At 73.0% G+C, this 23294-nt stretch carries 25 protein-coding genes; 15 read left to right on the top strand and 10 right to left on the bottom strand.

The window, feature by feature from the left end; translation table 11 throughout:
• The first annotated feature begins 111 nt into the window (after positions 1-111).
• On the top strand, positions 112-753 hold the full coding sequence (locus tag ACIBSW_RS20725; RefSeq protein ID WP_354729283.1) for a response regulator transcription factor: 642 nt from the start codon (positions 112-114) through the stop codon (positions 751-753).
• A gap of 18 nt (positions 754-771) precedes the next feature.
• On the opposite strand, the gene ACIBSW_RS20720 is transcribed toward ACIBSW_RS20725, so the two are convergent.
• Positions 772-1776: a zinc-dependent alcohol dehydrogenase gene (locus ACIBSW_RS20720; RefSeq protein WP_354729281.1), complete on the bottom strand. Its 1005-nt coding sequence runs from the start codon at positions 1774-1776 to the stop codon at positions 772-774.
• 201 nt (positions 1777-1977) lie between these two features.
• Here ACIBSW_RS20720 and ACIBSW_RS20715 point away from each other — a divergent pair, with 201 nt between their 5' ends.
• Together ACIBSW_RS20715 and ACIBSW_RS20710 are read left to right on the top strand one after the other, a co-directional pair.
• A complete protein-coding gene (locus ACIBSW_RS20715; RefSeq protein ID WP_404799401.1) occupies positions 1978-4371 on the top strand; it encodes a phosphoketolase in 2394 nt (797 codons plus the stop codon).
• 35 nt (positions 4372-4406) lie between these two features.
• Positions 4407-6386: an amino acid transporter gene (locus ACIBSW_RS20710; RefSeq protein ID WP_354729576.1), complete on the top strand. Its 1980-nt coding sequence runs from the start codon at positions 4407-4409 to the stop codon at positions 6384-6386.
• Here ACIBSW_RS20710 and ACIBSW_RS20705 read toward each other — a convergent pair.
• Positions 6383-6877 carry a MarR family transcriptional regulator gene (locus ACIBSW_RS20705; RefSeq protein WP_354729578.1) on the bottom strand — a complete coding sequence of 165 codons (495 nt, stop codon included), beginning with the start codon at positions 6875-6877 and terminating at the stop codon, positions 6383-6385. The two genes, ACIBSW_RS20710 and ACIBSW_RS20705, sit on opposite strands and share 4 nt — an antisense overlap.
• 47 nt (positions 6878-6924) lie before the next feature.
• On the opposite strand from ACIBSW_RS20705, the gene ACIBSW_RS20700 reads away from it, so the two are divergent.
• Genes ACIBSW_RS20700 through ACIBSW_RS20690 form a run of 3 tightly spaced genes read left to right on the top strand, consistent with a single transcriptional unit; the run spans position 6925 to position 10349 of the window.
• Positions 6925-7836: an ABC transporter ATP-binding protein gene (locus ACIBSW_RS20700; RefSeq protein WP_354729580.1), complete on the top strand. Its 912-nt coding sequence runs from the start codon at positions 6925-6927 to the stop codon at positions 7834-7836.
• Positions 7833-9410, top strand: coding sequence for an ABC transporter permease (locus ACIBSW_RS20695; RefSeq protein WP_354729582.1), 1578 nt, complete (start codon positions 7833-7835; stop codon positions 9408-9410). The genes ACIBSW_RS20700 and ACIBSW_RS20695 overlap by 4 nt, the downstream gene beginning before the upstream one ends.
• 9 nt (positions 9411-9419) lie before the next feature.
• The gene (locus ACIBSW_RS20690) at positions 9420-10349 is read left to right on the top strand and encodes a DUF389 domain-containing protein (RefSeq protein ID WP_354729584.1); all 930 of its coding nucleotides are present in this window, start codon (positions 9420-9422) and stop codon (positions 10347-10349) included.
• 6 nt (positions 10350-10355) lie between these two features.
• Here the strand turns inward: ACIBSW_RS20690 and ACIBSW_RS20685 are convergent, their stop codons facing one another.
• Together ACIBSW_RS20685 and ACIBSW_RS20680 are read right to left on the bottom strand one after the other, a co-directional pair.
• Positions 10356-11030 (bottom strand): response regulator transcription factor, encoded by a 675-nt coding sequence (locus ACIBSW_RS20685; RefSeq protein ID WP_354729586.1) that lies wholly within the window; start codon positions 11028-11030, stop codon positions 10356-10358.
• On the bottom strand, positions 11027-12127 hold the full coding sequence (locus ACIBSW_RS20680) for a histidine kinase (RefSeq protein ID WP_354729588.1): 1101 nt from the start codon (positions 12125-12127) through the stop codon (positions 11027-11029). The genes ACIBSW_RS20685 and ACIBSW_RS20680 overlap by 4 nt, the downstream gene beginning before the upstream one ends.
• Before the next feature lie 175 nt (positions 12128-12302).
• Between ACIBSW_RS20680 and ACIBSW_RS20675 the strand changes: the two genes are divergently transcribed.
• The 3 genes from ACIBSW_RS20675 (at position 12303) to ACIBSW_RS20665 (ending at position 14589) form a co-directional block, all read left to right on the top strand.
• Positions 12303-12731: a DUF6069 family protein gene (locus tag ACIBSW_RS20675; RefSeq protein WP_354729590.1), complete on the top strand. Its 429-nt coding sequence runs from the start codon at positions 12303-12305 to the stop codon at positions 12729-12731.
• 64 nt (positions 12732-12795) lie between these two features.
• Entirely contained in the window at positions 12796-13941 is a 1146-nt protein-coding gene (locus ACIBSW_RS20670) for an LCP family protein (protein ID WP_354729592.1), read from the top strand.
• Between the two features lie 84 nt (positions 13942-14025).
• Complete coding sequence (locus ACIBSW_RS20665) at positions 14026-14589, top strand: HD domain-containing protein (RefSeq protein WP_354729594.1); 564 nt, start codon at positions 14026-14028, stop codon at positions 14587-14589.
• A 133-nt stretch (positions 14590-14722) separates the two neighbouring features.
• Here the strand turns inward: ACIBSW_RS20665 and ACIBSW_RS20660 are convergent, their stop codons facing one another.
• Positions 14723-14905 (bottom strand): hypothetical protein, encoded by a 183-nt coding sequence (locus ACIBSW_RS20660; RefSeq protein WP_354729596.1) that lies wholly within the window; start codon positions 14903-14905, stop codon positions 14723-14725.
• Positions 14906-15067: 162 nt separating this feature from the next.
• Here ACIBSW_RS20660 and ACIBSW_RS20655 point away from each other — a divergent pair, with 162 nt between their 5' ends.
• On the top strand, positions 15068-15286 hold the full coding sequence (locus ACIBSW_RS20655) for a hypothetical protein (protein ID WP_354729598.1): 219 nt from the start codon (positions 15068-15070) through the stop codon (positions 15284-15286).
• A 59-nt stretch (positions 15287-15345) separates the two neighbouring features.
• Complete coding sequence (locus ACIBSW_RS20650) at positions 15346-15549, top strand: hypothetical protein (protein WP_354729600.1); 204 nt, start codon at positions 15346-15348, stop codon at positions 15547-15549.
• A gap of 42 nt (positions 15550-15591) precedes the next feature.
• Here ACIBSW_RS20650 and ACIBSW_RS20645 read toward each other — a convergent pair whose 3' ends face one another.
• From ACIBSW_RS20645 to ACIBSW_RS20635, 3 genes are all read right to left on the bottom strand, one after another.
• Positions 15592-16656, bottom strand: coding sequence for a DUF2157 domain-containing protein (locus ACIBSW_RS20645; protein WP_354729602.1), 1065 nt, complete (start codon positions 16654-16656; stop codon positions 15592-15594).
• A gap of 77 nt (positions 16657-16733) precedes the next feature.
• A complete protein-coding gene (locus ACIBSW_RS20640) occupies positions 16734-17183 on the bottom strand; it encodes a dCMP deaminase (RefSeq protein WP_354729604.1) in 450 nt (149 codons plus the stop codon).
• A 64-nt stretch (positions 17184-17247) separates the two neighbouring features.
• Positions 17248-18570 (bottom strand): serine/threonine-protein kinase, encoded by a 1323-nt coding sequence (locus ACIBSW_RS20635; RefSeq protein WP_404799414.1) that lies wholly within the window; start codon positions 18568-18570, stop codon positions 17248-17250.
• A gap of 53 nt (positions 18571-18623) precedes the next feature.
• Here ACIBSW_RS20635 and ACIBSW_RS20630 point away from each other — a divergent pair, with 53 nt between their 5' ends.
• Genes ACIBSW_RS20630 through ACIBSW_RS20620 form a run of 3 tightly spaced genes read left to right on the top strand, consistent with a single transcriptional unit; the run spans position 18624 to position 21244 of the window.
• A complete protein-coding gene (locus tag ACIBSW_RS20630; RefSeq protein WP_354728523.1) occupies positions 18624-19163 on the top strand; it encodes an RNA polymerase sigma factor in 540 nt (179 codons plus the stop codon).
• Between the two features lie 58 nt (positions 19164-19221).
• Positions 19222-20514 carry an MFS transporter gene (locus tag ACIBSW_RS20625; RefSeq protein WP_354728521.1) on the top strand — a complete coding sequence of 431 codons (1293 nt, stop codon included), beginning with the start codon at positions 19222-19224 and terminating at the stop codon, positions 20512-20514.
• The gene (locus tag ACIBSW_RS20620; RefSeq protein ID WP_354728519.1) at positions 20492-21244 is read left to right on the top strand and encodes a class I SAM-dependent methyltransferase; all 753 of its coding nucleotides are present in this window, start codon (positions 20492-20494) and stop codon (positions 21242-21244) included. Before ACIBSW_RS20625 ends, ACIBSW_RS20620 begins: the two co-directional genes overlap by 23 nt.
• 4 nt (positions 21245-21248) lie before the next feature.
• On the opposite strand, the gene ACIBSW_RS20615 is transcribed toward ACIBSW_RS20620, so the two are convergent.
• Both ACIBSW_RS20615 and ACIBSW_RS20610 read right to left on the bottom strand, forming a co-directional pair.
• Positions 21249-22004 carry an LLM class F420-dependent oxidoreductase gene (locus tag ACIBSW_RS20615; protein WP_354728517.1) on the bottom strand — a complete coding sequence of 252 codons (756 nt, stop codon included), beginning with the start codon at positions 22002-22004 and terminating at the stop codon, positions 21249-21251.
• 51 nt (positions 22005-22055) lie between these two features.
• The gene (locus tag ACIBSW_RS20610; protein ID WP_354728515.1) at positions 22056-22697 is read right to left on the bottom strand and encodes a hypothetical protein; all 642 of its coding nucleotides are present in this window, start codon (positions 22695-22697) and stop codon (positions 22056-22058) included.
• A gap of 141 nt (positions 22698-22838) precedes the next feature.
• Between ACIBSW_RS20610 and ACIBSW_RS20605 the strand changes: the two genes are divergently transcribed.
• On the top strand, positions 22839-23294 hold the full coding sequence (locus tag ACIBSW_RS20605) for a Clp protease N-terminal domain-containing protein (protein WP_354728513.1): 456 nt from the start codon (positions 22839-22841) through the stop codon (positions 23292-23294).

Genomic DNA, 23294 nt, shown 5'->3' with positions numbered 1-23294 from the left:
GCCCGCGGGCCCGGTCCGGCGATACCGGTGGTCACGGTGCATCGACCTGCAGGAGTACTCCGGGACCTTCGGCCCTTGGAACGCCGGGCCCCCGGCAGTAGAAAGGAACGCATGATCCGGGTCTTTCTTCTCGACGACCACGAGGTGGTCCGCCGTGGCCTGCTCGACCTGCTACAGGCCGACGGGGACATCGAGGTGGTCGGCGAGTCCGGCTCGGCACAGGAGGCCGCCCGGCGCATCCCCGCGCTGCGCCCCGACGTGGCCGTGCTCGACGCCCGGCTACCCGACGGCAACGGCATCGACGTCTGCCGCGACATCCGGGCCGTCGACTCCACGATCAAGGGCCTGATCCTCACCTCGTACGAGGACGACGAGGCGCTCTTCGCCGCCATCATGGCCGGCGCCTCCGGATACGTCCTCAAACAGATCCGCGGCACCGACCTGGTCGACGCCGTCCGCCGGGTCGCCGCCGGACAGTCGCTACTCGACCCGGCCGTCACCCAACGGGTACTGGAACGCATCCGCAACGGCGTCGAGCAGCCCCGCGAGCTGGCCTCACTCACCGAACAGGAACGCAAGATCCTCGAATACGTCGCCGAAGGGCTCACCAACCGGGAGATCGCCGGCCGGATGTTCCTGGCCGAGAAGACCGTCAAGAACTACGTCTCCAGCCTGCTCGCCAAACTCGGCCTGGAACGGCGCACCCAGGCCGCGGTCCTGGCCACCCGCCTGCTCGGCGAACACCCACACTGAACCGGCGGGTTGCCGGGTTCAGGGCAGCAGCACCAGGCTCGCGGGCACCCGGCCGGCCAGCAGGTCCTCGATGGACTCGTTGACGCGGTCCAGCGGGCGGGTCTCGTAGCGCACCCGGGCGCGCCCGGCGGCGTGCAGCCGGAAGACCTCCACCAGGTCGGCGCGGGTGCCGACGATCGAGCCGAACACCCGGACGTCCTTGAGCACCGGCTGGAAGACCGGCATGCCGTCGTCGCCCGGCGGCGACGCCAGGACCAGCCGGCCGCCGCGGCGCAGCGAGGCGTGCGCCTGCTCGGCGGCCCGCGGGCCGGGTGCGAGGACGACGGCGACATCGGCGCCGCCGAGCGCCCCGATCGCGGAGATCGGGTCGGTCTCGGCGGCGTTGACGACGTGTGCCGCGCCGAGCCCCTTGGCCAGGACCAGGTTCTCCTCGGTGACGTCGACCGCGACGCACTCGCCGCCGAGGATCCCGGCGTACTGCAGGGCCAGGTGGCCGGTGCCGTCGATGCCGAAAACCGCCACCCGGTCGCCCCGGCCGACGCCGCCGGCCAGGACCGCCCGGTAGCCGGTGACCCCGGCGCAGGTCAACGGTGCCGCCTCGGCGGGGTCGAGGCCGTCCGGAACGCCCACGACGTACCGGGCGCCGGCCACGGCGAACTCGGCGTGGCCGCCGTCGACCGCGTAGCCGGTGTCGAGCTGCCGGGCACAGATCGTCTCCCAGCCGGTGACGCAGTACTCGCAGACGCCGCAGGCGCGCTCCAGCCAGGGGATCGCCACCCGGTCGCCGACGGCGTGCCGGGTGACGCCCGCGCCCGCCTTCTCGACGACGCCGACGCCCTCGTGGCCGGGCACGAACGGCGGCTGCGGCCGGACCGGCCAGTCGCCGCGGGCCGCGTGCACGTCGGTGTGGCACAGCCCGCACGCCTCGATCCGCACCCGGACCTGCCCGGGACCGGGCTCGGGCAGGGGCACCTCCCGGACCTCGACCGGCCGGTCGAAACCCGTCACAACGGCTGCGCGCATCCACCCAAGATCGCCGAAGATCGCCGGCGCCGTTAGGGCCGATCGGCCCTAACGATCGCCGTTCCACGGCGCCGGGGCGGATCCCAGGGTTAACGTGCAGGAGGGCCGAAAGTCCCGCCGGGGAAACCTTCTGTACCTCGGCATGGGTCTCGCCCGAATCTACGCTCGAGACAAGCCGAGAACTGCGAAGGGGATATCGCTGTGACCGCGGTCGTGACCGAACCTCGTACGCTCCCCGAACTCGACGAGACCGACCTCGCCCGGCTGGACGCCTGGTGGCGCGCCAACAACTACCTGACCATCGGGCAGATCTATCTGCAGGACAACGCCCTGCTGCACGAGCCGCTGACGCCGGCGCACATCAAGCCGCGGCTGCTCGGCCACTGGGGCACCAGCCCCGGCCTCTCGCTGATCTACGCGCACGTGTCCCGGCTGATCCGCTACACCGGCCAGCAGGCCATCTACCTCACCGGGCCCGGGCACGGCGGCCCGGCGCTGGTCGCCGCCGGCTACCTCGAGGGCGCGTACACCGAGATCTACCCGAAGATCAGCCAGGACGAGGCCGGCATGCTGCGGCTGTTCCGGCAGTTCTCCAGCCCCGGCGGCATTCCCAGCCACGTGTCGGTGACCACGCCCGGCTCGATCCACGAGGGCGGCGAGCTCGGCTACGTCCTCGTCCACGCGTTCGGCGCGGTGATGGACAACCCGGACCTGCTCGCCATCGCGGTGGTCGGCGACGGCGAGGCCGAGACCGGGCCCCTGGAAGGCTCCTGGAAGGGCGTCTCGTTCCTCAACCCCAAGCACGACGGCGCCGTCCTGCCGATCCTGCACCTCAACGGCGCCAAGATCGCCGGACCGACCGTGCTGGCCCGCAAGGACCCGAACGAGGTGCGCGCCCTGCTCCGCGGTCACGGCTACGACGTGGTCGAGGTCGAGGGCGACGACGTGCCCGGCATGCACTTCCGCTTCGCCGCCGCGCTGGGCACCGCCTGGCGGCGGATCCGCGAGATCCAGACCGCCGCGCGCGAGGGCGACTGGGACGGCAGCCGGCCGACCTGGCCGCTGATCATCCTGCGGTCGCCGAAGGGCTGGACCGGGCCGGACGAGGTCGACGGCATCAAGGTCACCGGCACCTGGCGCTCGCACCAGGTACCGCTGTCCGGGGTCCGCGACAACCCCGAGCACCTGGCGATGCTCGAGCGCTGGCTCAAGTCGTACCGTCCGGAAGAGCTCTTCGACCGTACCGGCGCGCCCAACGCCCTGATCCGGGAGCAGTCGCCGAAGGGCGACCTGCGGATGAGCGCCACCCCGCACGCCAACGGCGGCCTGCTCACCCGCGACCTGGACCTGCCCGACTTCCGCGACTACGCGCTCGACGTGCCGCGCCCGGCGGAGCTGCGCGCGGAATCGACCCGCAAGCTCGGCGAGCTGATGCGCGACATCTACCGCCGCAACCCGGACAACTTCCGGCTCTTCTGCCCGGACGAGACGAACAGCAACCGCCTCGGCGCGGTCTTCGAGGTCTCCGACCGGACCTTCATGGAGCGGGTCACCCCGGACGACGTCAAGCTCGGCCGGGACGGCCGGGTGGTGGAGGTGCTCTCCGAGCACAGCTGCCACGGCTGGCTGGAGGGCTACAACCTCACCGGGCGGCACGGCATGTTCGCCACCTACGAGGCGTTCGCGATGGTCAGCGCCTCGCAGACCGTGCAGCACGGCAAGTGGCTGCAGGAGGCCCGGAATCTGCCCTGGCGCGCCAAGGTGCCCAGCCTCAACGTCCTGCTCACCTCGACGTGCTGGCGCAACGACCACAACGGCTTCTCGCACCAGGGACCCGGCCTGATCCAGGTGGTGCTGACCCAGCACGGCGACGTGGCCCGGGTCTACCTGCCGCCGGACGCGAACTGTCTGCTGTCGGTGGCCGACCACTGCTTCCGGTCCCGCTCGTACGTCAACCTGATCGTCATCGACAAGCAGCCGCAGCTGCAGTACCTGACGATGGACGAGGCGATCGAGCACTGCACCCGCGGCGCCGGGGTCTGGGAGTGGGCCGGCACCGACGACGGCACCAGCGACCCGGACATCGTGCTGGCCTGCGCCGGCGACGTGGTCACCATGGAGACCGTCGCCGCCGCGCAGATCCTCAAGGAGCGGCTGCCCGGCTTCAAGACCCGGGTCGTCAACATCGTCGACCTGATGACGCTGCCCCGGCCCAAGGACCACCCGCACGGCATGAGCGAGACCCAGTTCACCGAGCTGTTCACCGACACCGTCGACGTGATCTCCTCGTTCCACGGCTACCTCGGTGGGATCCATCAGCTGGTGCACGGGCGCCCCGACGCCGACCGGTTCCACGTGCGCGGGTTCATCGAGGAGGGCACCACCACGACCCCGTTCGACATGACCGTGCGCAACCAGGTCTCCCGCTACCACCTGGTGATGGACGCCATCAACAACGCCAAGCGGCTGCCGCGCGGCGCCACCGAGCTCAAGGCCTGGTGCGTGGCGCAGCTCGCCCGGCACGACGCGTACATCGTCGAGCATCTCGAGGACATGCCGGAGGTCCGCGACTGGACGCTCGCCGACCGTACCTGATCGACCCGTGCCGGGGTGTCGTACCGTGATGCCCCATGGTCAAGAGAGAGCACGCCGTGCCGGCGGTGGTCGACGTCGTCGCGACACACGCACAGCCCGTCGGCGGGCTGGGCCGGTGGCTGCTCCAGCACAAGGTGCAGCCGGTCGGCCCGGCCGCCGCCGAGGCGCACGCGGAGCAGCACGCCTGGTGGAAGGTGATGTGCCTGACCGGGGTGGACTACTTCTCCAGCCTGGCCTACGTGCCGGCCATCGCGATCGCGGCGGCCGGCGCGGTCTCCCCGCTGGCGACGCTGATCATCGTGGCGCTGACGCTGTGCGGCATGCTGCCGATGTACCGCCGGGTGGCCAAGGAGAGCCCGCACGGCGCCGGGTCGGTGGCGATGCTGGAGGAGCTGCTGCCGTTCTGGCGCGGCAAGGTCTTCGTGCTCGTCCTGCTCGGTTTCGTCGCCACCTCGTGGATCATCACGATCACCCTGTCGGCCTCCGACGCCAGCCTGCACGTGCTGGAGAACCCGCACGCGCCCGGCTTCCTGCACGGGCACGCGGTCGCGCTCACCGTCGTCCTGCTGCTGGTCCTGGGCGGGGTGTTCCTGATGGGCTTCAGCGAGGCCGTCAGCGTCGCCATCCCGCTGGTCGCGATCTTCCTCGGGCTCAACGCGATCATCATCGGCGCGGGCCTGGTCGAGGTGTTCACCTCGCCGACGGCGTGGTCGGCGTGGACGACCGCGCTGACCAGCCAGGGCGGCAGCTTCGCCGACCTGGTCGGCCCGGCCCTGTTCGCGTTCCCGCTGCTGGTGCTCGGCCTCTCCGGCTTCGAGACCGGGGTGAGCATGATGCCGCTGGTCGCCTCCGACGGCGCCGACGCCGAGCAGCGGCTGCGGTCGCGGATCCGCAACAGCCGCAAGCTGCTCACCACCGCGGCGGCCATCATGAGCGTCTACCTGCTCAGCAGCAGCCTGGTCACCACGATCCTGATCCCGGCCGGCGAGTTCGCCGAGGGCGGGGCTGCCAACGGCCGGGCCCTGGCGTGGCTGGCGCACGAGCAGTTCGGCGAGGCGTTCGGCACCGTCTACGACATCAGCACCGTGCTGATCCTGTGGTTCGCCGGCGCCTCGGCGATGGCCGGCCTGGTCAACATCGTGCCCCGCTACCTGCCCGGGTACGGCATGGCGCCGGAGTGGGGCCGCGCCGTCCGCCCGGTCGTGCTGGTGTACACCGCGATCAGCGTGGTGCTCACCATCGCGTTCAAGGCCGACGTCGACGCGCAGGCCGGTGCCTACGCCACCGGCATCCTGGCCATGATGGTCTCCGGCGCGTTCGCCGTCACCGTCTCCGCGTTCCGCCACCGCCAGCGCCTGGCCACGGCCGGCCTCGCGCTGCTCACCGGCATCCTGGCGTACGCGCTGATCGCGAACATCGTCGACAAGCCCGACGGCATCGCGATCTCCGCCATGTTCGTCGCCGGCATCATCACGGTCTCGCTGATCTCCCGGGTGTCCCGCACGACGGAACTGCGCGCCGACCGGATCGAGTTCGACGAGACGGCCCGCCGGTTCATCACCGACACCCTCGACCACGACCACCAGATCAACATCATCGCGAACCGCCGCCAGGCCGGCGACACCGCCGAGTACCGGCTCAAGGAGCGCGAGCAGCGCGGCGACAACCCCGTGCCCGGCACCGCCGACGTGCTGTTCCTGGAGATCGACGTCATCGATCCGTCGGAGTTCAGCGACACCCTCACCGTGCGGGGCGTGCGGGTCGGCCCGCACCGGATCCTGCGCGCGGACGCGCCCGCCGGCCCCAACGCGATCGCCGCCGTGCTGCTCGCCCTGCGCGACACCACCGGCGTGCGCCCGCACTGCTACTTCGCCTGGGCCGAGGGCAGCCCGCTGGTGCACATGGTCCGGTACTTCCTGCTCGGCCGCGGCGACACCGCGCCGGTGGTCCGCGAGATCGTCCGCAAGTACGAGCCCGACCCGGACCGCCGGCCCGGCATCCACGTCGGCGCCTAGGACTGATCGCCCCGCGCGGCCTTCAGCTCGGCCCAGCGTTCCAGCAGGCCCGGCAGGTTGTCCTGCACCCAGTTGTAGAAGTCGCTCATGCCCGCCAGGCGCTCCCCCGCGACGGTGTCGGGCCCGCCCGCGGCGGCGGCGCCCAGCGCGGCGGCGTCGGCCAGGGTCTTGAGCAGGGTCATCTTGGCGACGGTCACCTCGTACCAGGAGTCGTCCACGAGGCGGTAGCGGTCCCGGCGCGAGCCGGGCACGTGCTCGCGCGTCACCATGTTGAGGTGGGTCAGGTAGCGCACCGCGCCCGAGATGGCCGCCGGGCTGACGTCGAGGCGCTCCGCCAGCTCCCCCGCGCTCAGCGACCGCTCGTCGGCCGCCATCAGCGTGAACACCACCCGGCCGGCCATCCGCGGGAAGCCCCAGTCGGCCAGCAGCCGGGCCATGTCCTCCACGAAGCCGCGTAGCGCGGCCTCGTCTCGTCCAGTTGCGCCGGACATGCGAACCACCTTTCACAAATGTGTGAAGCAAGTGTAGCTTCTGAAACATGGAAAATGCGATCTCGGTAGCCGGCCTGACCAAGCGGTTCGGCCGGGTCACGGCGCTCGACGGTCTCGACCTGACCGTCGCGCAGGGTGAGGTGCACGGCTTCCTCGGGCCGAACGGCGCGGGAAAGACCACCGCGATCCGGGTGCTGCTCGGGCTGCTGCGGCCCGACGCCGGCGAGGTGCGGCTGCTGGGCGGCGACCCGGTACGCGACGCGGTCGCCCTGCACTCCCGGCTGGCCTATGTGCCCGGCGACGTCACGCTCTGGCCGGGCATCACCGGCGGCGAGGTCATCGACCTGCTCGGCCGGCTGCGCGGCGGGTTCGACCGGCGCCGGCGCGACGAGCTGCTGGAGCGGTTCGACCTGGACCCCCGCAAGAAGGCGCGCACCTACTCCAAGGGCAACCGGCAGAAAGTCGCCCTGATCGCGGCGCTGGCCGCGGATGTCGAACTCCTGCTCCTGGATGAGCCCACCTCGGGCCTGGACCCGCTGATGGAGTCGGTCTTCCAGCAGTGCATCCACGAGGTGAAGCGGCAGGGCCGGACGGTGCTGCTGTCCAGCCACATCCTGGCCGAGGCCGAGGCGCTGTGCGACCGGGTGAGCATCATCCGGCTCGGCCGCACGGTCGAGTCCGGCACGCTGGGCGAGCTGCGGCACCTGACCCGCACGTCGGTCACGGTGGAGACGGCCGATCCACTGGCCGGCATCGAGGCGCTGCCGGGCGTGCACGACGCGGTGGTCGAGGACCACCACGCCCGCTTCGACGTCGACACCGCCCAGCTGGACGCCGTGGTGCGCCGGCTCGCCCCGCTCGGCGTGCGCAGCCTGACCAGCACGCCGCCGACGCTGGAGGAGCTGTTCCTGCGCCACTACGGCGACGAGCAGGCCGCCGCCGAGCGGGTGCCATCGTGACCGGAACCCTGGGCCTGCTGCGGTTCATGCTCCGCCGCGAGCGTTTCGGCCTGCCGTGGTGGCTGCTCGGCGCGACGCTGCTCGTGCTGATCCAGTCCACCCAGAGCCAGAACCTGTACGACACCCCCGAGGACCTGGAGAAGCTGCGCCACTCGATCGGCGGCAACACCGCCGTGATCGCGATGAGCGGCCCGACCCGGCTGCTGGACACCATCGGCGGCGAGGTCGTGTTCGAGATCCTCGGCTTCGTGTCCATCGTGGTCGCGCTGATGAGCATGTTCCTGGTCGGCCGGCACACCCGCGCCGAGGAGGAGACCGGGCGCGCCGAGCTGCTGCGCTCGGCCCGGGTCGGCCGGCGTGCCCCGCTGGCGGCGGCGCTGTCGCTGGCCGCGCTGGCGAACCTGGCCGTCGCGGTGCTGGTGTTCGCCGCGGCCGCCGGCACCGGCCTGCCGGTCGCCGGCTCGCTGCTGTTCGGCCTCGCGACCGGCGCCGTCGGCATCACGTTCGCCGCGCTCACCGCCCTCGCGGCGCAGGTCTTCGAGAACGCCCGCGCGGTGTACGGCGCAGTCGCGCTCGTCCTCGGCGCGGCCTACGTGCTGCGGGCCGCCGGCGACGTCGGCGACGGCGGGCTGTCCTGGGCCTCGCCGATCGGCTGGAGCCAGCGCACGTTTCCGTATACCGGCGACCGGTGGTGGCCGCTGCTGCTCGCGCTCGGCACCACCGCGCTGCTGGTTACGGCCGCGGTGGTGCTGCTCGGGCACCGCGACTTCGGCGCCGGCCTGGTGCCGCCCCGGCCCGGCCGGCCCGCCGCCTCCCCCGCGCTGCGCAACGCGTACGCGCTGGCCTGGCGCCTGCAGCGCGGTTCGCTGATCGGCTGGGCGATCGGGCTCGGGCTGCTCGGCGCCGCGTACGGCTCGATCGGCGACACCATCGAGCAGTACTTCCGCGACAACCCGGAGGTCGCCGAGTTCCTGCCGGGCGGCACCGCGGACGTCGTCGACGCGTACCTGGCGCTGACCGTCGGCCTGTCCGCCCTGCTCGCGGCGGCGTACGGGGTGACGGCCACCTTGCGGCTGCGCGCCGAGGAGACCTCCGGCCGGGCCGAGCCGGTGCTGGCGACGGCGACCGGCCGCGGCACCTGGCTGGCGAGTCACCTCAGCGTGTCCCTGGTCGGCAGCGCCCTGGTGCTGCTCACGTTCGGGATCGGCGAGGGCCTCGCGTACGGGCTGACGGTCTCGGACGCCGGCCAGGTACCGCGCCTGGCGGCGGTCGCGCTCGCCTACCTGCCCGCGGTGTGGCTGATCGTCGCCGCGGTGGTGCTGGTGTTCGGGTGGGCGCCGCGGGCGTCCGCGGCGCTGGCCTGGGTGGTCGTCGGCTACTGCGCGGTCGTGGCGCTCTTCGCCGAGTCGTTCGGCCTGCCCGGCTGGGTGCGGCGCGCGTCGCCGTTCGCGCAGACCCCGCAGGTTCCGCTGGAGCACCTGGGCGTCGCGCCGCTGCTCGTCATCGGCCTGGTCGCCGCGTTCTTCCTGGCGGCCGGCTACGCCGGTCTGCGCCGCCGCGACCTCGGCTACTAGATTGCCCGGATGCTGCATGTCAGGGTGATCACGCCGGAGCCGCGCACCGCGGCGGTGCTCGACGAGCTGACCGGCGACGAGGCGGTGACGCACCTGGTCGTGCTGCCCGGCGCCGCTCGCTCGCCGCGCGGCGACGTGCTGGAGTTCGACGTCGTCCGCGAGGGCGCCAGCACCGTGCTGGACCGGCTGCGCGGCCTCGGGCTGGACGGCGACGGCGCGATCGTCGTCGAGCGGGTCGACCTGGCGCTGTCGGCGTCGGCCCGCCGCGCCGCCCGGCGGGTGCCCGGCCTCGGCGTCGACGCCGTGGTCTGGCAGGAGCTCGAGCAGCAGACCGGCGAGGAGGCCGAGCTGTCGGCCTCGTTCCTGGCGTTCATGACCATCGCCATGATCATCGCCGCGATCGGGGTGCTGCTCGACCAGCCGATCCTGATCGTCGGATCGATGGTCGTCGGCCCGGAGTTCGGCCCGCTCTCGGCCCTCTGCGTCGGCGTCGTGCTGCGCCGCGGGCGGCTGGTGCGCCGCTCGGCGCTGGCCCTGGCGGCCGGCTTCCCGCTCGCCATGATCCTCACGGTGCTGGCGGTGTGGCTGCTGACCGCCCTCGACCTCGTGGACCGGTCGATGCTGCTGCAGGAGCGGCCGCTGACCGACTTCATCTGGCGCCCGGACGCGCTGTCCTGGGTGATCGGCCTCCTCGGCGGCGTGGCCGGCATGCTGTCGCTCACCTCGGCCAAGACCGGCACGCTGGTCGGCGTGCTGATCTCGGTGACCACCATCCCCGCGGCGGCCAACGCCGCGGTCGCGCTGGCGTACGGCGCGCACGAGGCGGCGGTCGGCTCCGCCCTGCAACTGGTCATCAACGTGGCGGCGATCGTGGTCGCCGGCGTGCTCACGCTGCTGGTCCAGCGGGCGGTCTGGCGGCGGGCCCGGCCGGCGCGCTGACCCCCGCTACCCGGGATCGGAGTTCGCGCCCGGCCGCACCAGGCCGGTCTCATAGGCCAGGACCGCCGCCTGTACGCGGTCGCGCAGCCCGAGCTTGGTCAGGATCGCCGAGACGTGGGTCTTGACCGTGGCCTGGGTGAGGAAGAGCCGCTCGGCGATCTCGGTGTTGGTCAGCGCGCGGGCGACCAGGGTCAGCACCTCGGCCTCCCGGGCGGTGAGCAGCTCGAGCCGCCGGTCCGGCCCCGGGCCGGCCGGCAGGCCCGCCGCGAACCGGTCGAGCAGGCGCCGGGTCACCGTCGGGGCGAGCAGCGCCTCGCCGCGGGCCACCACCCGGACGGCGTCGGCCAGGTCCGCCGGGCGGATGTCCTTGAGCAGGAAGCCGCTCGCGCCGGCCCGCAGCGCGGCGAAGACCGGCTCGTCGAGGTCGAACGTGGTCAGCATGACGACCCGGGCGGCGCTGCCGGACGCGACGATCCGCCGGGTCGCCTCGATGCCGTCCATCCTGGGCATCCGCACGTCCATCAGGACCACGTCGGGCCGGGCCTCGGCGGTCAGCGCCACCGCCGCGAGCCCGTCGCCGGCCTCGCCGACCACCTCGATGTCGTCGCGGGCCTCCAGGATCATCGCGAACCCGGCGCGGACCAGCTCCTGGTCGTCGGCGAGCACGACGGTGACACTCACGCGGGCGCTCCAAGCGGCAGGCGGGCCGAGACGCGGAAGCCGCCGGCGGGCAGCGGTCCGGCGTCGAGGCTACCGCCGACCAGCCGGGCGCGCTCGCGCATGCCGACCAGGCCCGCGCCGGCGCCGCGCGGTGCGGGTGCCCGGGCGGCGCCCGGCGCGCCGTCGTCGGTGATCTCCAGGTGCAGCGCGGCGTCGGTCCAGCGCAGCTCGACCTCCGCCCTGGTCGCCCGCGCGTGCCGCAGCGTGTTGGTCAGCGACTCCTGGACGATCCGGTACGCGGACAGGCTGACGTCGGCCGGCACGACCCGGGCGGGCCCGGCCCGGTTCACGGCGACCGCGAGCCCGGCCGCGCCGAGCGAGGCCGCGAGCGCGTCGAGCTGGTCGAGGCCGGGCTGCGGCGCCCGCGGCTCGGCGCCGTCCGGGCGCAGCGCCTGCAGCATGACCCGCAGCTCGCCCAGGGCCGAGCGGCCGGCCTCCTGGATCGTGTCGAGCGCGGCCCGGGCCCGCTCCGGCCGCCGGTCGAAGACGTCGGCGGCCGCGCCGGCCTGCACCACCATCAGCGACACGTTGTGCGCGATCACGTCGTGCAGCTCGCGGGCCAGCCGCGCCCGCTCGTCCGAGACGATCCGGCGGCGCTCCTGCTCGCGCCGGATGCACCGGGTCCGGGCCAGCTCGCCCCACGCCCAGCCGAGCAACGACGCGAAGACGGCGGTGACCAGCTCGGGCCAGCCGCCGTGCAGGTACGACCAGGGCGTCAGGGCGAGCAGCACGGCCAGCGCCCGCAGCGAGACCCGCGGCGGCCGGATCCGGGCGTAGGCGATCAGCGGCGCGGCGGCCAGCCCCAGCCAGCCGACCTGCGGCGCGAACGCCTCGATGCCGATCCCGGCCGCGATCGCCAGGCCCATCGCCGCGTCCGGCCACCGCCGTATCACCAGCAGCGAGGCCGCCTGGGCGAGCCCGCAGCACAGGGCGGCGATGGTCGCGCCGACGGTGCCGGGGCCGTCCGGCACGGCCAGGATCAGCACGGTCAGCAGGGCCGCCAGCACGCCGGCCCACCCCGCGTCGGAAACGACCGGCCGCGCACGCATGCTCCTCATGCACCTCACGGTAGGCCGCCGGCCGCCGCGGCTCATCGGTCGCGAGAACGACCCGGCGCCGTGCCGGTCTCCGTCCCTGGGGCGATCCGGGATGAGGCCCGCGCGCCGGATCCTGGTGGACAGTCCGATGTCAGCGCCACTCCAGGAGGATCCGATGAACATCCAATGCGTACGCATGCGCCGCCTGACTCGCGGCCTCGCCGTCGTGGCCGCCGTCGGGGCGACGTACACCGTCTGGACGCTCGCACATCAGATCGCCGGCGTCGAGCTGGTGGTTGACGGCGGTTCCGTGACGCCGGCCGCGGTGGTACTCGCGACGGTGATCGCCGGGCTGGCGGCCTGGGCGCTGCTGGCCCTGCTCGAACGCCTCACCCGGCGCGCCGCGGCGATCTGGTCCGGCATCGCCGGCGCCGTCCTGCTGGTCTCGTTGCTCGGCCCGATCGGCTCGGCCGTCGGCGCCGGCGCGACCGCCGCGCTGGTCGCGATGCACCTGGCCGCCGGCGCCGTGCTGATACCGCTGCTGGCCCACAGCTCCGTGGCGTGCCGGGCATCCGTTGCGTCCGAGCCGGACACTGCGCCTTCCCGCGCCGTTAACCGCGGGTAAAGAAGATCGCCAGGACGATGGGATTGGCTCCCCGCACCACGACCCGTCCCCGAGGAGTCACAGCATGCCCCGGCAACTGGCCGACCGTACCGGCACGCGCGGGTCCCGCCGGACACCCCTGTGGGCGAAGCTGGTGACCGCCGCCGGCGCGGCGCTCATGCTGATCAGTGTCAGCGGAATCGTCGCGTCGAGATACCTCCTCGACCAGCTGACCGGCAACATCCAGACCACCTCCAGCGTGCTCGGCGACCCGGCCGCGGCGGGCGTGCCCGCCGGCGAGCTGCCCGAGGGCGCGATGAGCCTGCTGATGCTGGGCCTGGACACCCGGCAGGGCTGGGAGGCAAAGGGCGAACTCTCCCGGTCCGACACCATCCTCATCCTGCACATCACCGCCTCGCACGATCAGGCCTACATGATCTCGATTCCGCGGGACCTGATCGCCGAGATCCCCGCGGACCGGTCGATGGGCTTCAACGGCAGCACCGAGAAGATCAATTCGGCGTACGCGTACGGGTCCATGAACGGCCGCGGCTGGACCGGCGGGGCCAAGCTGGCGACCAGGACCGTGCAGAAGCTGAGCGGCATCGACTTCGACGGCGTGGTCGTGATCGACTTCGAGGGGTTCCGCGGCATCCTCGAGGCGATGGGCGGGGTGCGCATGTGCGTGGACAAGGACAGCTGGTCCAGCCACTACACCGTCGACGCCAAGGGCAAGGTGAGCTACGCCGTCGGCGCCGATCCGACCTCTCCCCCGCGCAACGCGCTGTGGTTCCGCAAGGGCTGCCGCAACATGGCGGCGTGGGAGGCGCTGGAGTTCTCCCGGCTGCGGCACTCGACCAACGGCGACTACGACCGGCAGCGCCACCAGCAGCAGCTGCTGCGCGCGATGGCCAAGAAGGCGACCAGCAAAGGCATCCTGACGAATCCGGCGAAGGTGTCGGCCGTCATGGCGGCCGCGGGATCCTCGCTGCGGATGGACACCAACGGCGTACCCGTCAACGACTTCATCTTCGGGTTGAAGGGCCTGGCCGCCGCCGACCTGATCCCGATCCGGACCAACGGCGGCACGTTCGCCGCCGCCGGCGGCGGCGGCGGCGAGGGCGTCACCGAGGCCACCCGGGCGATGTTCCGGGCCGCGGCCGACGACCGGCTCGGCGAGTTCCTCGTCGACCACCCCGAGCTCGTGATCAACGACGACGGGCCACTCTGAAGCCACGGTGTCCTGCGGGTGAACACTGCATGTCTTGAAGGCCAGGTGTGGTGTCGGCACCCGCTGGATTCGTAGCCTCTACACATGTATGGGACCGTTTCCACGACCCGGGTGGATCAGGCGCGGCGGGTGGCCCAGCTGGTCCTCGCGGACCTGCCCGAACGGTGGCAGCACTCGGCCGGCGTCGCCGAGCGCGCCGAGGAGCTCGCCGCGGCGCTCGGCGAGGACCCGGAGGTGCTGGTCTCGGCGGCCTGGCTGCACGACATCGGCTACGCCGACACGGTCCGCGAGACCGGCTTCCACCCGCTCGACGGCGCCCGCTACCTCGACGACCACGGCTGGCCGCCGCGGATCAGCGCGCTGGTGGCGCACCACTCGGGTGCGTGCTTCGTGGCCGCGGCGCGCCATCTGCAGGACGCGCTGCTGGCGTTCGACCGGGAGGAGTCGCCGCTCGCCGACGCCCTGACCTACGCCGATCAGACCGTCGGACCGGGCGGGCGCCGGATGGCGGTCCAGCAGCGGATCTCCGACATGCTGCGCCGGCACGGTCCCCGGTCGTCGAACGCCGCCGCGCACCGGCTGCGGGGCCCGTACCTGCTGGCCGTCGCGCACCGGGTGGAGTGCCGCCTCGCGGTGGCCTGCGCGTAGTCACCGCCGCGCCGGCGCCGGCACGATGCCGTGCGCGGCGAGGAAGCCGTCGACCGAAGCCGCCCACGGGTACCGGGTGGCCCGGTCCCGGGCCACCCGCCGGCGACTCATTCGTCGACTGGCGGGCGGGGCGTCAGCCGGCCAGCCAGCCGTGCACGACGAACGCGCCGCCGCCGGCCATCGTCACCGCGCCGGCCACGAGCAGCAGCAGGCTGAGCCGCTCGATCCGCGCCTTGTCCCGCACGTGAGGGCTGTCGGCCGCCGCGAGCAGGACGCCGACGAGAGCTGCCAGGAGTACGACCGGGAGAGCGATCATGACCGTCGCTTCGATGAAGGGAAGGGGCCCCCTCACGCTGCACCCGGACGGCTAGCAGAACGCCACGCTTCGATGTCCGGAACGTGAATGTCTCCGATACCGGGCACGGACGGACATCTTCCTGAATCAATTCGCTCGTAGGCTTTCGGTGAGGTGATACCGATGCACGGCGAAGTCCTCGGCGTCGTGGACGCCCACCTGAGCGAATTGCAGAACCTGCGGCGGGCCCTGGTCGCCGCCCGCCCCATCGACGTCGGCGAGCGGCTGCGGATCGCCGCCGCGGCGGTCACCTCCGCACAACGGTGTGCGGAGGAGCTGTCCCACCTGCTGGCCGGCGATGCGGTCGACCGGCGATACCGGCCGCGCGCGAGCGCGGCCTGATCGTCAAGTCCCTGTCCGCGTAATTGACGCGACCGCGCCCGGCCCGCTTGGTTTGACCCATGAGCCACAGTGACGACGACGGCCGTCAGGCGCGCGCCAGGATCGCCCGGACGCTGCGCCTGCGCCTGCCGGCGCTCGCCCCGGCGGACATCGACCAGCATGTGGAGCGGGTCCTTCGCCGGCAGCACCGGCGCCAGGCCGGCACGCGCACCGCCGCACCGCTCGTCCCCCTGCCCCGCCGGTACTGCCGGATAGGCAGGTGAGCGGCTCCGCGCGGCGGGTGATCGCCGCGCCGCCCCAGGACGCTATGCGGCCGGCGGGGTGGCGTGGATGCGGAGCCCGGCCAGGCTGCCGAGCAGCAGGGTGACGCCCGCGACCAGCATGACGCCGCTCGGCCCGAGCGAGCCGCCGGTCACCTCGTAGAGCACCTCCGGCACCACCACGGTCGCCCCGACGACCCCACCGGCCAGCAGCACCCAGTCACGCAGCATCGCGTACGCGGTGAAGCAGACACCGGCCACCAGCGCCGTCAGGAGGTACCCGGACAGGTCCCAGCCCTGGCCGGACTCGATGACCATGAGCTGCGCGCCGATCAGGGCGAGGGCCACCGCTATCGCGAGCCCGAGCCGGCGTTCCGCCACCACCCCCCGCCAGGCGAGCACGGCCCAGAGCGCGCCGAGCGCCGCCGTGCCCAGGCCCAGCACGCCGCTCTCGTGCTGGTACGGGACGTCGATCAGTTCCAGCAGCGTCGCGTACACGGAGAACGCCGCGACGGCCGTCCCGAGCTGGCCGAGGGCCGTACGGGCGAGCAGGTATCCGACGGCGACCACCGCGAGTCCCGCGACCGAGGCGACGAACGGCGCCTGGGCCACGTAGGTCTCGTAGCCGTTCGCGCCCGACTCGAGGCTGGCGTACGCCGCGAAGGCGGCGGCGACAGCGGCGCCGGTGAACAGCGTGCTCGCCAGCCGCCGGTGCAGGTCGTCGCCCGGCGAGGCGGTGCGCCCGTCGCGATCGGCCGACATCGCGTTCCACCAAACGGCCAGGCCGGCGGCGAACAGCGCGACGGCCATGCCGCCGAGGATCGCGAACCGCCCCAGCCGGCCGAGCGAGTCCCACTCGTCGCCGAGGAACAGCAGGCACGCGCCGACGACGAACGCGGCGCCGACGTAGCCGGCGATCTCGCCGAGGAGCCGCCGCAGGCCGCCGTCCCGCGACGGCTCGGGCAGCCCGGCGAACTCCGCGATGACCGCGGCGGACTGCGCGCCGTTCAGCACTCCCCGGTCCACCAGGCGGCCGAGCGCGGCGCGCAACCGATCCGCGTCCGGGTCGGCGACGGGCACCTGTTCGGACTGCTCTGTGCTCTGTTCCACTTCGGGGCCTCCCCTGAGCCACTGATGATCACCCACAGGATGCACCGCACCGACCGGGTTTGACAGAGCCCCCGTACTCAGCCGAGCAGGGCCGCGTTGATCGCCTCGACCTCCGCGCCGAGGTCGGGGATCGTCACGACCTCGATGCCGGCGTTGCGCAGCGTCTCGATGCCGAGGCAGCGCTCGAAGAGCGGCGGCTCCGGCAGCGCGAGCACGACCCGCCGGAGCCGGGCCGCGATGATCAGATCCGCGCAGGTGCGCGGCGCGGACCGGCGGGCGGTGCAGGGCTCCATCGACGTGTAGATGGTGGACCGGGACAGGTCCGCACCGCTCCCACCGAGCCGCAGGAGGGCGGACTGCTCGGCGTGCACGACGGGGTCCCGGTCGCGGGAGAACCCGCGGGCCCGCTCCCGGCCGTGCTCGTCGACGATGACCGCGCCGACGGCGTAGGCGGTTCGGCTCGGCAGACACGAGCGGGAGGCCGCAATCGCCTCCCGCAGCCATCGCCGATCCGGGTCCAGCTCCACACTCTCCCCCGTTATGTTTTCGTGATCCGAAAGCCCGAACAAACGCGCCGCCGGTGGCATCGAACTAGGAGTAACGCAGCCCGGCGAGGACCTCGTCCGTACGGTCGATCGCGTCGGTCTGCCTGATCTGGAGGTAGACGCCGTCGCCACGCCCCGAGGAGAGTACGACCTCGCTGTAGGTGACCGTCGTACCCGCGCAGTTCGTCCACCGTCTCACCGTGCCGCCGAGCCCGGCGGCGGTGACCGGCCGGTCGGGCTGCCGGGTGCAGCCGGCATGAACCGGCGGCGTGGCACCGCCGATCGCGGTGCTCACGCCGGCGAAGACGCCGGGGGCCCTGCTCGCCGTGTCCGACCATCGGGGGAGGTCGGACCCGACGAGCAGGCCCGGCGCGCGCAGGTCCGCGAGGCCGACCGCCGCCGGGTTCCAGCCGCCGGTCTTCGCCTGCCCGGCCCAGTCGTCGGGCACCGCGACCGAGAGCCGGCCGGAGGCGTCCGCGACCCGCGTCCAGCCCTGCTCGCTCGCCGAGGCCGAGCCGCCGAGCGCGGCGGCCGCGACGACCGCGACGAGGAGCCCGACGCCGTGCAGGACCAGGGAACGCCGGCGGAACGGGCTGGCGTCGAGCACGTTCTCGAACGCGTCGGCGAGGGCCGCGGCCGACGGCCAGCGGCGGTTGCGGTCGGGATCCAGGGCCCGCAGCACGATCTGATCGACCTGCCGGGAGATCCCCCCGCGCAGCTTCGACGGCGCGCAGGCTCCGGCGGCCGGCGGCCGGCCGGTAAGCATCTGGTACGCCATTGCGCCGACCGCGTGCACGTCGGCACGCACGTCGAGGCCGCCGCCGGGGCGGGACTGCTCCGGCGCCATGTAGCCCGGCGTGCCGGCCGCCACGGTGAAGCCGGAGGCATGCGCGAGGGACTTGGCCAGGCCGAGGTCGGCGACCAGCAGCCGCTCGCGGCCCCGGACCGTCGCGAACAGCACGTTCGACGGCTTCAGGTCGCGGTGCAGCACGCCGGCGTCGTGCAGGTCGGCGACGGCCCGGGCGATGTCCGCCGCCGTCCGCAGCGCCGCGCGGACCGGCATCGGCCCGGCCTCGAGCCGCTCGGCGAGCGTGCCGCCGGCGGCGTAGGTCATGATCTGGTACGGCCGCCCGTCGGGCAACTCGTCGACGTCGTGTATCCGCACCAGGCGCTCGGAATCCGCGCGCCGCAGCACCTGCGCCTCCTGTTCGAAGCGGGCGCGGACGTCGGGGTGGTGTACCCAGTTGTCGGCCAGCACCTTGATCGCGACCGAGGAGTCGAGGGAGTCGTCCTCGGCGAGCCAGACCGTGGCGAACGCGCCGGAGCCCAGCCGCCGGATGACGCGAAATCGGCCGATCCTGGCGGGCATGGACACGTACGTAGTATGAGCCGCGCGCCACGACATCCGACCGGGGGCCCAGGATGAGCGACATCGACCAGGATGAGCTCGCGCGCCGCGCGGCCGCGGGCGATTCGGCGGCCCTCAACGACCTGCTCGGGCTGATCCGGCCGAACGTGCTGCGCCGGTGCGCGCGTTTCCTGCCGTGCTGGCAGGACGCGGAGGAGGCCTGCCAGGACACGCTGCTGCAGGTGGCCCGCAACATCGGCCGGTTCGAGGGCCGGTCGGCGTTCGGCACCTGGCTGCACGTGGTCGTCGCGAACAGCGCGCGGCAGACGTACCGGTCGCTCAAGCGGCGCGCCGCCGAGGAGGCGCACGAGCGTCCGCCGGTGGAGGTTCCGGATCCGCGCACCACGAGCGTCATCGCCGGGTCGCGGCTCGACCTGCTGGACGCGCTGGAGCGGATCGAGGCACGCCGGCCGGAGCTGGTCGCGCCGATGGTGCTGCGCGACATCTGCCAGCTGGAGTACCGCGAGATCGCGGTGCAGCTGAGCATCCCGGAGGGCACCGTGAAGTCCCGCATCCACCAGGCCCGGGCTCAGGTCCGCGAGTACCTGACGTAGCCTCCCGGCATGCACAATACTTGTGCATGACTGCGATGCACAAGTATTGTGCATAGGCATGACTCGCCTGTCGGTACGCCAAGTGCGGCACCGCTTCCTGGTGCTGAACGGCCTGCGCTGGTTCTCCACCGGCCTGATGATCCCGGTGATGATCCTGCTGATGCAGGACCGCGGCCTGTCGCTGCCGCAGATCGGCCTCGCCGCCACCGCGCAGGGCCTGGTCGTCCTCGCGCTGGAGCTGCCGACCGCCGGGCTCGCCGACGCGCTCGGCCGCCGACCGGTGCTGGCGACCGCGTGGACGGTGAGCCTCGTCTCGCTGGCGCTGTTCGCGGTCGCCGACTCCTTCGCGCTGTTCTTCCTGTGCTGGGCCCTGCAGGGCGTCTACCGGGCGCTCGACAGCGGGCCGCTGGAGGCCTGGTACGTCGACGCCACCCTCGCCGCCGACCCCGAGGCCAGGTACGAGCCCGGCCTCGGCCACGCGGGCACCGTACTCGGGGTGGCGATGTCCGCCGGCGCGTTGCTCGGCGGCGGCCTCGTCGCGCTCGGCCCGGTCGGCCCGGTCGACGCGCTCGTCCTGCCGGTGCTGGCCGCCATCGCCCTCCAGCTGGCCGGCCTCGCCACCCTGCTCCTGCTGATGACCGAGGTACGCCCGGCGCAGGGCGCCGGCGCGCTGCGCGCCTCGGCCGCCGAGGCGCCCCGGATGGTGCGGCAGGCGTTCGGGCTGCTGCGCCGCTCCAAGGTGCTGGCCGCCCTGGTCGCGGTCGAGCTGTTCTGGGGCTTCGGCATGGTCACCTTCGAGAGCCTGCTGCCGGTGCGCCTCGCCGAGGTGGTCGGCGACGCCGACCGGGCCGCGGCGCTGCTCGGCCCGGCCGGCTCGGCGGCCTGGCTCGCCTCGGCGGCCGGCGCCGCGCTGACCCCGCTGCTGCTGCGCTGGCCGGGCGCCGCGCCCGGCGCCGCGCTGCTGCGGATCGTGCAGGGCGCCACGGTCGCCGGGATGGGCCTGTTCGCCGGCCCGGTCGGCGTGCTGATCGCCTACCTGGCCTGCTACACGGTGCACGGCGCGTCCAACCCGCTGCACTACGGCCTGCTGCACCGCCAGGTCGACGGCCCCTACCGGACCAGCGTCATCTCGCTGAACTCCATGGTGTCGCAGCCCGCCGGCGCGCTCGGCGCGGTCACGCTCACCGCGCTGGCCGCCGCGACCAGCCTCAGCACCGCGATGCTGGCCGGCGGCGCCGTGCTCGCCGCCGCCGCACCGCTCTACCTGCCCGCGTGGCGCGCCGAACGACGCCGGCGGCGGTCCACACCGGACCTGGCAGAATCGCAACGTGGATCCCACGACGCGGGCTAATCAGCACATCTGGAATCGGGCGTCCCGCAAACACGTCGTGGAGTATCGGGACCTGCTGGCCCAGGCCGCCGCCGGCACGTCGCTGTTCGACGCCGAACGCGACCTGCTGCGCGGGATCCTGGTGGCCGGCCCCTCGGTGATACACCTGCAGAGCGGTCATGGGCTGGACGATGTGGCGCTGGTGAACGCCGGTGCCGCGTCCGTCGTGGGCGTGGACTACAGCGAGGTCGCCGTCCGGGCGGCGCAGCGGCGGGCGGACGAGCTGGCCGTCCGGTGCCGCTACGTCGTCGGGGCCGTGCCCGGCGTGCCGCTGGCGGACGCGAGCGCCGACCTCGTGTACACCGGGAAAGGCGCGGTCATCTGGATGCCGGACCTCGCCGGCTGGGCCGCGGAGATCTTCCGCCTGCTACGGCCCGCGGGACACCTCTTCCTGTACGAGGCGCATCCGGCCGCTCCCCTGTGGACCTGGGACGAGGACCGCCCGCGCATCCGGGCGGACCGCGGCTACTTCCACCGCAGCCACGTCAACGACGACTTCCCCGGCAACGGCGCGGTCGAGTGGCAATGGACCCTCGGCCAGATGGTCGACGCGGTGCTCGGCGCGGGCCTGGAGCTGCGGCACCTCGGCGAGTACCCGGAACCGTTCTGGCGGGCGGGCGGCGTGTCCGCGGCCGCATGGAACGGCCGCCTCCCGAACTCGTACTCCCTACTCGCCCGCAAACCCGGATAGCGCGTCAGCTCTCGTCGCGCCACGTCAGCCAGCGGCGCAGCTCCGTCAGGTCGTGGTCGGGCCCGTCGGCCATCACCGTGAACAGGCCGATGCCCTGCTCGCGCAGCTCGGGCCCGACCTGCCACGGGTCGCCCTTGACGAACGTCGAGCGTTCGATCTCGGCCGGGTCCCGGCCCAGCTCGCGGCAGTAGCGGTCGAGCCGCCGGGACTTGTCGCCGAGCGCCTCGCCCGAGGCGAACGTGTGCCAGATGTCGGCGTGCCGGGCCACCAGCCGCAGGGCGACCGGGCCGTCGGCGGCGACCAGGATCGGCACCCGCCGGGTCGGCGGCGGGTTCAGCGCGCCGAGACGCCGCTCGATGCGCCGCAACGCGTCACCCAGATCCCGTACCCGCTCCGCCGGCGATCCGAACGGGTACCCGTACTCGGTGGCCTCGACCTCGCGAAATCCCGCACCGAGGCCGAGCACCAGCCGGCCGCCGCTGATGTGGTCCACGGTGCGGGCCATGTCGGCGAGCAGGTCGGGATTGCGGTAACCGACGCAACTGACCAGCGCGCCGATCTCGGCCCGCGCTGTCGACTCGGCCCACGCACCGAGCACCGTCCAGCACTCGAAGTGCTTGCCGGTCCGGTCCTTGCCGAGCGGAAAGAAATGATCCCAATTGAAGATCACGTCGACACCGAGCGCGTCCGCCTCGCCGGCCACCCGCCGGATCTGGGCGTAGTCCGCCCGCGCCGGCGTGATCTGAACCGCGACACGCACCCTGCCGGAACTCCCCACCATGATCGACGATCCTAGATCGCCGCCTCGCGGTCAGGTGGCCGGCGCCTCGGTAGTCGGGGGCGCGGTGGTCGGGGGCGGCGGCGCGGTGGTCGTGGCCGGGTCCGGGGCCGCGGGTGGCGCCTGGTCCATGCGTCGCGCGTGTCGCAGGCCGAGCAGACCGAGGATCAGCAGGACCACCGCCCCGATGAACGCGGCGACCGCCGCGTAGCCCGCGATGGTGCCCATCGTCGCGAACGCGGCTCCGTAGAGCAGCAGACCCCGCAGCGTGTTGCCCTGGAACATGGTCATGCGCAGCCCAGCCAGCTGCAGGCCCTGCGGGCTGGCCTTCTGCTCCGCACTCAGCGCGAGGTACGCGCCGCTGACCTCCGAGTAGGACTTGCCGCCGGAGGCCGCGTTCAGGTGCGCCTGGATGTAGTGGTCCGCGTACGCCTTGGCCTCCGGGCCGGTGTCCATCAGGCTGCCGGCGTAGGGCTTCAGTGCGTCCTGATCGGCCTGCGGGAGCGCCTTGAGGGCCTCGCCCTCCGGCATGGTGATGTCCTGCGCGGTGAGCTGGTTCTCCACCTCGTTTCCGATGTAGATGCTCGCGTAGGTGAGCAGCCCACCCGCGACGAGGAGGATCGCCGCCAGCACCACTCCGGTCCACGAGATCAGCCGGTCGAAAGAGGCGCGCATACCAGTTCTCCTAAGGTGCGCATTTAACTGGAAATATCCACTCGGTGACGCTACACCCGGATGATCTTTCAAGTGCAAAACGGGAGAAAAGCACTCGGGCACACTGGATGTATGCATACGACGTGAACGCCGGAGGACTCCGTGATCAACGACCAGTCGCCCCTCGCCCACCTGGACGATCGCGCGAAGCGCACCGTCGAACTCGCCCGGCGCCGCGCCGACGGCCTGCGCAGCCGCGTCATCGGGCCGGAGCACGTGCTGCTCGCCCTGCTCACCGTCCGGCACGGGATGGCCTCGCGCGCCGTGACGAGCCTGGCCGGCTCGTGCGCGACCGCCGAGGATGCGATCGCCGGCGCCCTCGTGCCGGGGCCTCAGCCGTCGCCCGCACACATCCCGTTCACCGAGGCGTGCGAGGAGGCGATGGTCCGGGCGGCGCGGCAGGCGCGGCAACTGGGCTACGACCGGATCGGCACCGAGCACCTGCTGCTGGGGCTACTCCAGGCGACCGCCGACCCCACAGTCGGCAGGCTGTCGGACCTGGGCGTGACCTACGCCGCCACCCGCGCCGAGATCGAACGCCTACGCGCGGACGACTGA

This window comes from Actinoplanes sp. NPDC049668 (genome assembly GCF_044465445.1).
Classification (GTDB): domain Bacteria; phylum Actinomycetota; class Actinomycetes; order Mycobacteriales; family Micromonosporaceae; genus Actinoplanes.
Note: the sequence above shows the minus strand (reverse complement) of the source record. Positions and strands in the feature narration are given on the sequence as shown.

Bases quoted from the DNA above. Each gene is read 5' to 3' on its own strand.
- ACIBSW_RS20725 (WP_354729283.1), top strand. From the start codon at position 112: ATGATCCGGGTCTTTCTTCTCGACGACCACGAGGTGGTCCGCCGTGGC.
- ACIBSW_RS20720 (WP_354729281.1), bottom strand. From the start codon at position 1,776: ATGCGCGCAGCCGTTGTGACGGGTTTCGACCGGCCGGTCGAGGTCCGG.
- ACIBSW_RS20710 (WP_354729576.1), top strand. From the start codon at position 4,407: ATGGTCAAGAGAGAGCACGCCGTGCCGGCGGTGGTCGACGTCGTCGCG.
- ACIBSW_RS20705 (WP_354729578.1), bottom strand. From the start codon at position 6,877: ATGTCCGGCGCAACTGGACGAGACGAGGCCGCGCTACGCGGCTTCGTG.
- ACIBSW_RS20700 (WP_354729580.1), top strand. From the start codon at position 6,925: ATGGAAAATGCGATCTCGGTAGCCGGCCTGACCAAGCGGTTCGGCCGG.
- ACIBSW_RS20690 (WP_354729584.1), top strand. From the start codon at position 9,420: ATGCTGCATGTCAGGGTGATCACGCCGGAGCCGCGCACCGCGGCGGTG.
- ACIBSW_RS20680 (WP_354729588.1), bottom strand. From the start codon at position 12,127: ATGAGGAGCATGCGTGCGCGGCCGGTCGTTTCCGACGCGGGGTGGGCC.
- ACIBSW_RS20675 (WP_354729590.1), top strand. From the start codon at position 12,303: ATGCGCCGCCTGACTCGCGGCCTCGCCGTCGTGGCCGCCGTCGGGGCG.
- ACIBSW_RS20670 (WP_354729592.1), top strand. From the start codon at position 12,796: ATGCCCCGGCAACTGGCCGACCGTACCGGCACGCGCGGGTCCCGCCGG.
- ACIBSW_RS20665 (WP_354729594.1), top strand. From the start codon at position 14,026: ATGTATGGGACCGTTTCCACGACCCGGGTGGATCAGGCGCGGCGGGTG.
- ACIBSW_RS20660 (WP_354729596.1), bottom strand. From the start codon at position 14,905: ATGATCGCTCTCCCGGTCGTACTCCTGGCAGCTCTCGTCGGCGTCCTG.
- ACIBSW_RS20655 (WP_354729598.1), top strand. From the start codon at position 15,068: ATGCACGGCGAAGTCCTCGGCGTCGTGGACGCCCACCTGAGCGAATTG.
- ACIBSW_RS20650 (WP_354729600.1), top strand. From the start codon at position 15,346: ATGAGCCACAGTGACGACGACGGCCGTCAGGCGCGCGCCAGGATCGCC.
- ACIBSW_RS20635 (WP_404799414.1), bottom strand. From the start codon at position 18,570: ATGCCCGCCAGGATCGGCCGATTTCGCGTCATCCGGCGGCTGGGCTCC.
- ACIBSW_RS20630 (WP_354728523.1), top strand. From the start codon at position 18,624: ATGAGCGACATCGACCAGGATGAGCTCGCGCGCCGCGCGGCCGCGGGC.
- ACIBSW_RS20625 (WP_354728521.1), top strand. From the start codon at position 19,222: ATGACTCGCCTGTCGGTACGCCAAGTGCGGCACCGCTTCCTGGTGCTG.
- ACIBSW_RS20610 (WP_354728515.1), bottom strand. From the start codon at position 22,697: ATGCGCGCCTCTTTCGACCGGCTGATCTCGTGGACCGGAGTGGTGCTG.